Genomic DNA, 11,599 nt, shown 5'->3' on the forward strand with positions numbered 1-11,599 from the left:
AATTAAATAATCGAAATGAAAGAAGTAGCACTAGCTGAAAAACATAAAGCTCTGGGAGCAAAGATGGTTCCTTTTGCAGGTTATAATATGCCTGTTTCCTACGAAGGTGTAAATACAGAACATCAAACTGTTCGTGAACATTTGGGAGTTTTCGATGTTTCCCATATGGGAGAGTTTTTAGTAACTGGTGAACATGCTTTAGAACTTATTCAGTTAATTTCTTCTAACGATGCTTCAAAATTAGTAGATGGTAAAGCACAGTACACTTGCATGCCAAATGAAGAAGGCGGTATCGTAGACGATTTGATTATTTACAGGTTTGATGCTGAAAAGTATTTACTGGTAGTAAATGCTTCGAATATCGAGAAAGATTGGAATTGGATTAGTAAACACAATTCCATGGAGGCTCACTTAACAGATCTAAGTGATGATATGTCGTTATTGGCTATACAAGGCCCAAAAGCGGCTGAAGCTATGCAGTCACTTACTGATGTAAATCTCAGTGCTATGAAGTTTTATACTTTCGAAGTAGCAACTTTTGCCGGTATGGAAAAAGTTATTATTTCAGCAACGGGTTATACCGGTAGCGGCGGATTCGAAATTTATTTTAAGAATGAATGTGCAGATGAAATTTGGAATAAAGTGATGGAAGCTGGTGCAGATTTTGGTATTAAGCCAATAGGTCTTGCTGCTCGAGATACTTTGCGATTAGAAATGGGGTTTTGTTTATACGGAAATGATATAGACGATACTACTTCTCCTATTGAAGCAAAATTAGGATGGATTACAAAATTCAATAAAGAGTTTGTAAATTCTGAAGCATTAAAAAAGGAAAAGGAAGAAGGCGCTAAACGTAAACTCGTTGCGTTTGAACTTGATGAACGAGGCATCCCTAGACAGGGCTATGATATCGTGAATGAAGAGGGAGAAGTTATAGGAAATGTTACATCGGGTACCATGTCACCTTCATTAGAAAAAGGAATTGGTTTAGGATACGTAAAGAAAGAATATGCTGGTTTTGGAAAGAAAATCAATATTCAAATACGTAAAAAAGCTATTCCTGCTACGCAGGTGAAATTGCCCTTTTATAAAGGATAAATTTATTTGGAACGCATTTTAATCTTAGGAGCTAGCGGCTTTATTGGCAATGCCATATATAAAGAGCTACGCTCCTTTTTTGATACTCACGGCACTTATTTTACAGATAATCCTGGTTTAGAGAATAACCATCAGTTCCATCAATATGATATGGAGACTGATAGTCTTGATCTTTTACTTTTTAATTTAAAGCCCAGTATTATCATTTCAGCCGTTCGTGGTAGTTTTGCTGCGCAACTAGCCATGCATTATTCTGCCATAAGTTATATTCTTACAAATCCGTGTAAGCTAATATTCCTAAGTTCTGCGAATGTATTTGATGCGTTTACCAATTATCCGAGTTACGAGTACGATAAGACTTTGTCACAAAGTGTGTATGGTCGCTTTAAAATTAAGATTGAAAATGCCTTACTTCGACTTCCCAACGATAAATACAATATTATAAGATTACCGATGGTTTTTGGTAAAGGATCACCAAGAATCAACGAAATCAAAGCCTTATTAGACCTGGGGGAGGCTATTGAAGTATTTCCTAATGTGGTTATTAATGTTACTGAAATTAGCAAAATAACTCAGCAACTTCATTACATTATAAATCGGCAACAGCAAGGGGTTTTACACTTGGGGAGCAGTGATTTAGTGCATCAAAAAGACTTTGTACAGGATGTTTGTGAAATTTTAGGATACGAAAATCCGCTTTTTAAAAATGTGTACGATAGCAACGAAGATCGCTATTTAGCAGTGCTGCCAAAAGACAATCTCTTACCTGGCAACCTTCAAATTAAAGTCCAGGAAGTAGTAGAAGCCACAATTAAAAAAATAGGTTAATCTTATATTAAACTAGAATCTTCTTTCTGTTTTCGTTTTCAGTATTCCTAAATTGAAATATAAAATTAAAATATCATAATTATGGATAAGCTAACCGAAGACCAAATCAATACCAATCTAGAATCATTTGAAGGTTGGAGTTACGCAAAAGATGCCATTCATACTTCCTTCAAATTCGAGAATTTCAAAGATGCTTTTACAGTAATGACAAGAATTGCTTTTGAAGCTGAAGCGCAACAACATCATCCAAATTGGGCAAATTCGTTCAATGAATTAGAAATTTCACTTTCTACCCACGATGCAGGCGGCGTTACCAACAAAGATTTTGAAATGGCAAAGGCCATAGAAGACATTGTAGAGGCTAAATAACTTCAAAAAGCTGTCTAAACAATCAATATTCCAGAAAGCTCCTAATTTGAAATCATTTTAGGAGCTTTTTTTATATTTTTGCCCGGATTTCATTTTAATTATCATGGGAAGAGCATTTGAATTTAGAAAGGCACGTAAGATGAAACGTTGGTCGGCAATGGCCAAAGCCTTTACTCGTATAGGAAAAGATATTGTAATGGCCGTTAAAGAAGGCGGACCAGATCCAGACGCTAACTCTAAACTTAGAGCAGTTATACAAAACGCGAAGAGCGTTAACATGCCGAAGGACAATATCGAAAGAGCTATTAAAAGAGCGTCAGATAAAAGTCAGGGGGATTATAAAATTGTTCTTTTCGAAGGATATGCTCCACACGGTATTGCTGTTTTGGTTGAAACCGCTACCGATAATAACAATCGTACTGTTGCAAATGTTCGATCACACTTCAATAAAAGTGATGGGAATTTGGGAACTTCAGGATCTGTAGAATTTATGTTCGACCATACCTGTAACTTCAGAATAAATGCTGAAGGACATGATGTTGAAGAATTAGAGCTGGAATTTATTGATTATGGAGCTGAAGAAGTTTTCGAAGATGAAGATGGTATTCACATTTATGCGCCTTTCGAGAATTTTGGAAGTATTCAGAAAGAATTAGAAAACCAGAATATGGAAATTATCTCTTCAGGATTTGAGCGAATTCCTCAGGTTACTAAAAAGCTAACACCTGAGCAGGCTGCAGATGTAGAGAAACTTTTAGAAAAATTAGAAGAAGATGATGATGTACAAAATGTATATCACACTATGGAAGAATCATCTTCAGAAGAATAACAGATTTTATAGAATAATAGAAAAGTCTTGCTATCCAAATGGCAAGACTTTTTTTATGCTTTTTAGTAGGCTGATATAATATTTTGAAAGTGTTATCCTTTTTTCTCAGCTCGGTACATAAAATAGTGATCAAGAGAAAACTTACCGGCGCCTGTATAGAAAAGCAATATGTAGGATAGTAAATACAAAAACGGTAATTCTTGTTTTGCCATACCGTCTGGCATGTGGACTATGATTGCAGCAATGCCTATAGTTAAGATTAGAGGGATTGTTGCTATTCTGGTGGCTAATCCCAAGATTATCATCACAGAACATACAAACTCGGCTAAAACCGCGATAGTAAACGTCAAAGTTTGACCGGCACCCAATGGATCTGCAAAATTAATTTCGTCTTCAGTAAAAAAAGTAATCAATTTTGGGACGCCATGAAAAAGCATCAATATAGAAATACCAATTCTAAATATAAGCAATATAAAATCTAGTTTGGGAAGGTTTAAACTGGTGGTGTACGTGTTCTTCATGAAGTCGATGTTTTTTCTGATTTAATTTTTGAAATAACTTCCGCTACGGTTTCAGAGATTCTTTGGTCGACTCCTACTTTAATAGCGTTTTCAGGTTCTTCTAGCGTATCGAATTGAGATTTTAATAATTCTGGCTTAAAATAGTGACCTTTCCGAGACATCATTCGTTCATAAATAAGCTCATATTCTGCATATAGATAAACGAAAACGACATAATCCTTCAAATTATGAGAAAGGGTTGCTCTATATTTCTTTTTCAAAGCAGAGCAAGCCAAAACGGCACCTTTATCTTCTTTCCATTTTTCGATATTTTCAGCTAAGGATTTTAACCAGGACTTTCGATCCTCATCATCTAAAGCGATTCCGTTTTTCATCTTTTCAACGTTCGCTTTAGGATGATAATCATCGGCGTCGAAAAATGGAATCTCCAACTTACTTGCGATTTCTCTACCGATAGTTGTTTTTCCGCTTCCAGAAACGCCCATTACAATGTATACTTTCATGTTTAATAAGTGATTTCTAGAATTTCAAGCGTTCGTGTTTCGTTTCCTAATTTAAAATCTGTTTTGTCCCCTACCTTTAAACCGGTAACCGCTTTTGCTATAGGTGCTACAAACGCAATTTTTTGATTTTTCACATTGGCTTCATCCACGCCTACAATTTGAAATTCCTGAAGGCTTCCGTTAGTATGATTTTTTAGTTTCAGTTTTGCGCCAAATCTTACTTCATCTTCAGGTTGTTGGTTTGGATATATAATTCTGGCAGAAGCTCGTCGTTCCGCTAATAACTTCAGTTTACCATCGATAACCGCCTGTGCCCTGCGTTTTTCAGTTTCATTATCTTTGGGCAATTCTGTACGCTCTTTTTCCAAATGATGTTGTTCTTTCTCTAAGGCTTCATAACCAAAAGGCGTTACATAATTGGTTGCACCAGCAGGCAATGCAGCTCTTGGCGGTATTACTGGAGCTTCTTCCTGATCTTCTTCCTTCACAAATCCTCTACTCATATTTTTTCTTTTTCTAAGTAAAGAATATACGAAAAATTATCGCATTTTCTATTTAACTGGCTCGTTAAAGCTATTCTAAAAAAAGAAGGCTAATTTTGCTGAAAGTCTTAGAATTTGAATTATATGAAGAAATTGCTTGTTATTGGATATGTTTGGCCTGAGCCAACTTCGTCTGCTGCGGGAAGCCGAATGTTACAATTATTGAAGTTTTTTCTGAAGGAAGATTATCATATTACTTTTGCTACGACAACTGCTACATCTCAATATGCGTATCAATTAGAGTTACTAGGAATTGACACTGCTAAAATTGAATTAAACAACGCTAGTTTCGATAAATTTATAGCTGCTTTAAATCCAGAAATTGTATTGTTTGATCGATTCATGATGGAAGAGCAATATGGTTGGCGTGTAGATAATCAATGTCCAAAAGCACTAAAAATTTTAGATACCGAAGATTTGCATTTTCTAAGAAACGCACGAAAAAAGAGTTTAAATTCTGATTTAGCATTAGAAGAAATTATACTGAATTCTGATTTGGCAAAGCGTGAAATTGCATCTATTTATCGTTGTGATCTCAGTTTAATTATTTCAGAGGTTGAGATGAATTTACTCCAAAATCTTTTTAAAATTCCTGCTGAAATTATCCAATATCTCCCCTATTTATTGTCAACTGCTGAAATCGAAAAAGCAGAACATTCGCCAAGCTTCGAAGATCGAAAAGAATTTATGTTTATAGGTAATTTTCTACATGAACCTAATTGGGATACCGTAAGCTATTTAAAACAGAGTATCTGGCCTAAAATTAGGAGAGATTTACCAAACGCCCAATTAAACATTTACGGCGCTTACCCAAGTGAAAAGGTTTTTAATCTTCAGAATAAAAAAGAAGGTTTTTTAGTGCAAGGCCGTGCAGAAAGTGTTGACGAGGTTATGCAAAAGCATAGAATTTTGCTCGCTCCCATCCAATTTGGTGCCGGTCTTAAAGGTAAAATGATCGATGCAATGCAAAACGGTTTACCTTCCATAACAACAAAAATCGGTGCTGAAGGAATTACAAAAACCAATGATTGGAATGGATTTATTTGCGATACTGAAAATGAAATTATCGAAAAATCAATTCAACTTTATAACGATGAAAAATTGTGGCTAGAGAAACAGCAAAATGCTAAATCTATTTTGCAGAATCGATTCTCAGCATCAGATTTTGTTTCTTTCTTAAAATCTAAAATAGCTAATTTACAGTCAAATATAATCGATCATCGCAATAATAACTTCACAGGTAGTATGTTGAAATTCCATAATAATCGAAGCACTTATTTTATGTCAAAATTTATTGAAGAAAAAGAAAAAAATAAGAATTAAAATCTAAACCATCTGAGTGGCATATCCTTCACTAAAAAGTTTATGATTTAAACTTCTAAGGGTATCTATTTTATTTTGAGTGTCCACTAATATTGATATATTATTACTACTTCCGCCATAACTAATCATACGAACCGGAATATCATTAAGCAATTCAAACAATTTATAAGTAGATTTATCTTCAATAACCGATTCTCCCACAATACAAATGATACTCTGGCTGCGATCTACGGTAATTTCGCCGTAAGCATTCAATTCTTCTAAAATTTGATCAAGATTTCGAGTGTTATCGATAGTCAGCGATATAGCAATTTCAGAAGTGGTAATCATATCGATTGATGTTTCATAATTATCGAAAACATCAAAAATCTTGCGTAAGAAACCATGCGCCATCAACATTCGGTTCGATTTAATTTTAATCGCAGTAATATCGTCTTTTGCTGCGATGGCTTTTAAACCTTTACTGGTAATTTCTGAAGATATTCTTGTTCCTGTTTTCTCGGGAGTAAATGTATTCTTTAGAAAAATCGGAATACCTTTATTAATTACCGGCGACACGGTTTGTGGATGGAGAATTTTCGCACCAAAATAAGCTAATTCCGCAGCCTCTTCAAAAGTTAATTCTGAAATTGGATGGGTTCCTTCGACATGGCGAGGATCATTATTATGAAAACCATCAATATCTGTCCAAATTTGTACTTCTGTCGCCTGAACAGCAGCTCCTAAAATAGTCGCTGTATAATCACTACCTCCTCTTTTTAAGGTGCTAATTTCGTTTCGTTTATTGATACAAACGAACCCCTGAGTGATATAAAGATCTGAAGTTTGGTTCGAAATATATTCATCTAAAAGTTTTCCAACTTTATCGGTGTCTGGATTCTCAAGGTTATGGACTTCCATAAATTTTTTAGCGTCTAGCCATATATTATCAATTCCTAAAGATTTGAAATACTGAGATACGATAAATGTGAGCATCGCCTCACCATAGGTTACAATTTCAGCATAAACAACCTCAGTATATTCCTTATTTGCAGAAAGTAATAAATCTTGTAAGCGCCCAGAAACAAAAGTTTTAGTTTCCTTCTTTAAGGATTCATCATTAATCAATTGATCGATAGCTGAAAAATGGCGATCCTTAAGTTTATCTACGATATCGTAAACTTCTTCAAATTTATTTGCCTGAACAAGATTAGATATTGCTACGAGATCGTTTGTAACTCCGCTCATAGCCGAAAGAACGAGCATTTTTCTTCCCTCTTCCCCTAGAGTGATATTTTTTACGTTCTGAATACTTTCAGGAGTTCCAACTGATGTGCCTCCAAATTTTAAAACTTTCATTGCTTTACTTTTGATAATGCATATTTAAAATGATAGCAAGTGGAATTAAAAAAAATGATTCATTTTATATACATTTGTACAAAATGTGTAATAATTAACAATGAAAACTATAACTACCTGTGTTCATGATATCATACGCCATCAACCGTTCTTGGACGATGCGATTGCGAGAGATATAATAAACTTTAGCGGACTTGCAGAAGATTTGCGCCCAGAAGTGGAAAAAGAAATGCGTAAAACGGTAAAAGTGGGTAGTATTATTATGGCTTTAAGGCGCTATGCTCCAAAGCGCACGAAAATCAATAAAAATAGTTTACGTGAATTAGGTGATATTATCGTGAGATCTGGAATTACAGAATATACATTCCTAAATTCTAAAACCATTATCGCGAATAAATCTAGATTGCTAGATGCAGTAAAAGATCAAACCGGCGTTTACCTAAACTACTCTAGCAATTATCAAGAAAGTAATATTTTGGTATCATCTTCGTTAACCGATCTGGTTGAAGATTACTTCAGAAATGAAGTGAGAGTAACTATTAAAGAAGAATTATCTTCGATCACTATTGCTTTACCAAAAAATAGTAGCCAATCAGTTGGGCTCTATTTCTACATTTTTAAGTTATTGGCTTACGAAGGTATTCCTGTTTTCGAGATCGTTTCTACCTCCAATTATTTCGCACTATTTTTAGAGCGGGAATATGTAAATAAAGCCTTTTTACTTCTAAATGAAATAAAAAGCAGTTAGATTCTACCAATAATCAAAATAAACACCCGTCATGGCCACTGCAGCAATGATAATCACAATCACTATTGCTATAAAAGTGGCGCCAAATTTGGTCTTTTTGTTTTTCTGTAAAATGTAATCTTCAGATTGATCATCTTCCTTATCTCTAACTTGCATTGTATTTTATATTTGATTTAAATGATTAATAAACGTTTTTAAACGACAACTTTGCAAAGTTAGATAAAAGTTACTTATTTTATTTAAGTGAAATTTGTAAATTATTCATAAAATTTAATGATAATATCTAATTATACTACATTATATTTTGTTATATCCTTATAAATGGAAGAATACTTTAATTTAAAATATCATATTTATTTTTGGATAAAATCTATTTATATTCTTTAATTAGGTTTTCCCATTCCATGCTCTTAAGCATTCTCACTAAAGCAGGATTTATAATTTTCACCAAATCTGAATTTTTAGGAAAAGCATAGCTATAATAGTCCTTTTTGAGGGTTTGTTCCAGAACTTCAATATCCTTTCCGGCATCCATTTGTTCTATAGAATAGCGCAAGATCGGTTCATCGTAAACTAGGAGATCTAAATCGTCATTTTTTATCAGTTCTATTCCTTCTTTTACACTTGTTAATTTTTCAGAATTTACATTATAAAGGTCCAAAAGGTCTGCCGCACTGCTGCTCACGACTGTTCCAACCTTAAAGCGATTTAGATCTGAGATTCCGCTAATCTCATCATTAATACTTTTTACCGTTAACGAAGACGCAATACTTGCTGTAAGACTAGAGATAATAATTATGGCCATAAACATCCAAATTAGGCCAATAATTCTACCTCCGGTCGTTCTTGGTGATTTGTCCCCATAACCAACGGTCGTCATGGTTACGGCGCTCCACCAAAAGCCTTCCATCAATCCTTTACCTTTGCCGCCACCAAATTCTTCAGCATTCTTTTTTCGTTCAAAAATCCATACTAAAAAACCGAAAATAAAAATAGTTCCTAAAAGCGCTAATATTGCTGAAATAAACTCCCAACTCCACAAATTCTTCAGGATATTGAACACCTGAGATTCTTTCTTCTTTGCGACTCCTGTATGAGAAATAAAATAAGGTTGCGAAAAATCCATTCTTTTCATCCGGCTATCGGTAACCGTAATAGGATTTATACTGAAGTCTACTTCTCCATCTTCTACAGCATTTAGTAGCTCGGCCAAGCTGGGATAGGTTTTATATTCGAATTTGTAATCTAGATTTTCGTTAACCAACTTCCAACTCTTAATACTTAAGCCATCTAAACTACCATTTGGCTTTTCAGTGATAAAGGGAGCGGTAAGCTGTACTCCTATTTTGTAAACTTCAGGAGTAGATTTTGTAGAATCCTGTACAGCTTTTGCATTAGTTATAGTAGTAATAAACAGCGATAGAAGGAGTAGATAATACTTCATATAAATTTCTGAAATGATTTAAAAGTAAGTAGCGAAAATTAATCAATTAGGATCCATTTACAAAATTGATTTTATTCTGAAGCAACTTCAGCTTTCGTACTATCTTCTGGTTTTTTATAATAAATCTCAAGCTTCTTTTTGCCGAAATTTTTAGCCTTTTTAATATCATTCCCCATATAAATATCTACGCGATTCTTCCAGCGATAATGCATTTTATCTTTCACCACAAATACAGAATCTAAACCGGCAATTTTGATTTCATCATTATGACTTATTCCCAATCTTAAGAGATCTCTAGAAATGGCAACCGCATTCATCCCGGTTTTAGCGTATCACCCCAAGCGGCTAAATTAGGATCTGATCCTGCTGTTTGATATTGAACTGAATTAAAAGCAGAAACGGTTACTTTTAGTGTATCCCAATTTTCAGCAGATTTATCAGTAATTTTTTTATCTGAAGAATTACATGCAAAAAGCACTAAACTTAAAAATAGAAATTGAAAACATCTTTTTATCGAAATAGAAATAGTATTCATTTTAAAATTTAAAGTGAGACCTAATGAGTTTCAATATAAATAAATTTATTTTTATCGATAAAGGCTACCTTAAATTCAGATTTATACTTCTTTAAATTAAGTTTATAAGATAATGAATTCAAAAGTCATCCAATTCCTTATCAATACGGAAACGGGCAATTAGCTATCAATCTACTAAAAATAGTGCTCAGAATTCAAGAATATTAAATAAGATTATGAATTAAATTGAACATATCTATCAATTTTGCAGATGTTTCGATATTCAGAAAGAATAAATAAAAGCTAAAGTTTGTTAAGAAATTACCAAGTAAACCGAATTAAACAGCAATATAGTTGTGAGTGCATTTGAGAGCTGTAACTTTGCAAACTTAATTGGCTGAAACCAAGTAGTAAGCCTTAATTAATCTTTGAAAAACAAATTTATGAGTCAAGTAAAGCAAGATGACACTGTAAAAGTTCATTACACAGGAAAATTAACCGATGGCCAAGTATTCGATAGCTCTGTAGATCGCGGAGAACCAATCGAATTTACTATGGGACAGGGACAATTAATTCCTGGATTCGAAAAAGGACTTTTAGATATGGAAGTTAATGAAAAGAAAACTATAAATATCCCTAAAGAAGAAGCTTACGGAGAGCCAAGAGAAGAACTAGTTCAAGAAGTTGAAAAAAGCCAACTTCCAGAAGATCTTGAGCCTAAAGTAGGTATGGGACTTGTTTCTAAAACTCCAGATGGTCGCGAAATGAACCTAGTGGTAAAAGAAGTAAAAGATGAATCTATTGTTGTAGATGGGAATCACCCATTAGCAGGAAAAGATCTAGTTTTTGATCTTGAAGTAGTAGAGATCAAATAAGTTATCTACCACAACACTTATAGAAAATCCCTTTTTGCTTAATTCAAAAAGGGATTTTTTTATGCAATTTATTTCGATTTCAAAAAATACTATTAAATCCCTGCCCACAAGACTTAAGCTTTTTATAAAATTCTTTTCAGCAGCTTTTATAGATTGTATCTTTATTTCAAACTAAAACAAAAAATTATTATGATAAGAAAAGCGAGCGCAGTTTGGAAAGGAACACTAAAAGAAGGTAAAGGAAGTTTATCTACAGAAAGTAGCGTACTTAACGAAACTCAATATTCGTATAAAACCAGATTCGAAGACGGAAAAGGAACAAATCCTGAAGAATTAATTGGTGCAGCACATTCTGGATGTTTTACGATGCAGTTATCAGCTTTTTTAGCTGAAGAAGATTTTCCTGCAGATTCTTTAGAAACAAAATGCGAAATTACTTTTAAAGATGGTGAAGTTTCTAAATCTCACCTTATTTTAGAAGGAAAAGTACCAAACATTTCTGAAGAAAAATTTATGGAAATCGCTAATAATGCGAAAGAGAAATGTCCGTTATCAAAATTACTAGACACAGAAATTACTTTAGATGCTAAATTATTGAAGTAAATTTCTAATTATAGAATAGAAAAAGTCCGGGAAATTTCTCGGACTTTTTTATTTATACTTAAAA

At 33.7% G+C, this 11,599-nt stretch carries 16 protein-coding genes; 8 read left to right on the forward strand and 8 right to left on the reverse strand.

Annotated elements, in window-relative coordinates:
* Positions 1-15 precede the first annotated feature (15 nt).
* The 4 genes from gcvT (at position 16) to QWY91_RS04345 (ending at position 3,124) form a co-directional block, all read left to right on the forward strand.
* A complete protein-coding gene (gene gcvT, locus QWY91_RS04330) occupies positions 16-1,098 on the forward strand; it encodes a glycine cleavage system aminomethyltransferase GcvT (RefSeq protein WP_290232046.1) in 1,083 nt (360 codons plus the stop codon).
* Between the two features lie 6 nt (positions 1,099-1,104).
* Entirely contained in the window at positions 1,105-1,926 is an 822-nt protein-coding gene (locus QWY91_RS04335; RefSeq protein ID WP_290232048.1) for a sugar nucleotide-binding protein, read from the forward strand.
* A gap of 81 nt (positions 1,927-2,007) precedes the next feature.
* Positions 2,008-2,295, forward strand: coding sequence for a 4a-hydroxytetrahydrobiopterin dehydratase (locus tag QWY91_RS04340; RefSeq protein WP_290232050.1), 288 nt, complete (start codon positions 2,008-2,010; stop codon positions 2,293-2,295).
* Between the two features lie 103 nt (positions 2,296-2,398).
* Positions 2,399-3,124 carry a YebC/PmpR family DNA-binding transcriptional regulator gene (locus tag QWY91_RS04345; protein WP_290232052.1) on the forward strand — a complete coding sequence of 242 codons (726 nt, stop codon included), beginning with the start codon at positions 2,399-2,401 and terminating at the stop codon, positions 3,122-3,124.
* Positions 3,125-3,216: 92 nt separating this feature from the next.
* On the opposite strand, the gene QWY91_RS04350 is transcribed toward QWY91_RS04345, so the two are convergent.
* From QWY91_RS04350 to QWY91_RS04360, 3 genes are read right to left on the reverse strand one after another with little or no spacing between them, the layout of a single operon-like run.
* Positions 3,217-3,645 (reverse strand): DoxX family protein, encoded by a 429-nt coding sequence (locus QWY91_RS04350; RefSeq protein WP_290232054.1) that lies wholly within the window; start codon positions 3,643-3,645, stop codon positions 3,217-3,219.
* Complete coding sequence (locus QWY91_RS04355) at positions 3,642-4,148, reverse strand: gluconokinase (RefSeq protein ID WP_290232055.1); 507 nt, start codon at positions 4,146-4,148, stop codon at positions 3,642-3,644. The genes QWY91_RS04350 and QWY91_RS04355 overlap by 4 nt, the downstream gene beginning before the upstream one ends.
* Positions 4,149-4,150: 2 nt before the next feature.
* Positions 4,151-4,651 carry a GreA/GreB family elongation factor gene (locus QWY91_RS04360; protein WP_290232057.1) on the reverse strand — a complete coding sequence of 167 codons (501 nt, stop codon included), beginning with the start codon at positions 4,649-4,651 and terminating at the stop codon, positions 4,151-4,153.
* Positions 4,652-4,774: 123 nt separating this feature from the next.
* Between QWY91_RS04360 and QWY91_RS04365 the strand changes: the two genes are divergently transcribed.
* Positions 4,775-6,013: a glycosyltransferase family 4 protein gene (locus QWY91_RS04365; RefSeq protein ID WP_290232059.1), complete on the forward strand. Its 1,239-nt coding sequence runs from the start codon at positions 4,775-4,777 to the stop codon at positions 6,011-6,013.
* Between the two features lie 3 nt (positions 6,014-6,016).
* On the opposite strand, the gene QWY91_RS04370 is transcribed toward QWY91_RS04365, so the two are convergent.
* Positions 6,017-7,351 (reverse strand): aspartate kinase, encoded by a 1,335-nt coding sequence (locus tag QWY91_RS04370; RefSeq protein ID WP_290232060.1) that lies wholly within the window; start codon positions 7,349-7,351, stop codon positions 6,017-6,019.
* Between the two features lie 100 nt (positions 7,352-7,451).
* Here QWY91_RS04370 and QWY91_RS04375 point away from each other — a divergent pair, with 100 nt between their 5' ends.
* Positions 7,452-8,099, forward strand: coding sequence for a hypothetical protein (locus tag QWY91_RS04375; protein WP_290232062.1), 648 nt, complete (start codon positions 7,452-7,454; stop codon positions 8,097-8,099).
* Positions 8,100-8,102: 3 nt separating this feature from the next.
* On the opposite strand, the gene QWY91_RS04380 is transcribed toward QWY91_RS04375, so the two are convergent.
* The 4 genes from QWY91_RS04380 to QWY91_RS04395 all read right to left on the reverse strand — a co-directional run bounded on the left by QWY91_RS04380 (position 8,103) and on the right by QWY91_RS04395 (position 10,078).
* The gene (locus QWY91_RS04380) at positions 8,103-8,255 is read right to left on the reverse strand and encodes a hypothetical protein (protein WP_290232064.1); all 153 of its coding nucleotides are present in this window, start codon (positions 8,253-8,255) and stop codon (positions 8,103-8,105) included.
* 214 nt (positions 8,256-8,469) lie between these two features.
* Positions 8,470-9,543 carry a transporter substrate-binding domain-containing protein gene (locus QWY91_RS04385; RefSeq protein WP_290232066.1) on the reverse strand — a complete coding sequence of 358 codons (1,074 nt, stop codon included), beginning with the start codon at positions 9,541-9,543 and terminating at the stop codon, positions 8,470-8,472.
* A gap of 71 nt (positions 9,544-9,614) precedes the next feature.
* Positions 9,615-9,860, reverse strand: a complete 246-nt coding sequence (locus QWY91_RS04390) for an RlpA-like double-psi beta-barrel domain-containing protein (protein ID WP_290232068.1) — start codon at positions 9,858-9,860, stop codon at positions 9,615-9,617.
* The gene (locus QWY91_RS04395; RefSeq protein ID WP_290232070.1) at positions 9,857-10,078 is read right to left on the reverse strand and encodes a hypothetical protein; all 222 of its coding nucleotides are present in this window, start codon (positions 10,076-10,078) and stop codon (positions 9,857-9,859) included. The genes QWY91_RS04390 and QWY91_RS04395 overlap by 4 nt, the downstream gene beginning before the upstream one ends.
* A 422-nt stretch (positions 10,079-10,500) precedes the next feature.
* On the opposite strand from QWY91_RS04395, the gene QWY91_RS04400 reads away from it, so the two are divergent.
* Both QWY91_RS04400 and QWY91_RS04405 read left to right on the forward strand, forming a co-directional pair.
* Complete coding sequence (locus QWY91_RS04400) at positions 10,501-10,932, forward strand: FKBP-type peptidyl-prolyl cis-trans isomerase (RefSeq protein ID WP_290232072.1); 432 nt, start codon at positions 10,501-10,503, stop codon at positions 10,930-10,932.
* A gap of 189 nt (positions 10,933-11,121) precedes the next feature.
* Positions 11,122-11,535, forward strand: a complete 414-nt coding sequence (locus tag QWY91_RS04405; RefSeq protein ID WP_290232074.1) for an OsmC family protein — start codon at positions 11,122-11,124, stop codon at positions 11,533-11,535.
* Positions 11,536-11,599: the final 64 nt, after the last annotated feature.

It is taken from the genome of Zunongwangia endophytica (assembly GCF_030409505.1).
Classification (GTDB): Bacteria; Bacteroidota; Bacteroidia; order Flavobacteriales; family Flavobacteriaceae; genus Zunongwangia; species Zunongwangia endophytica.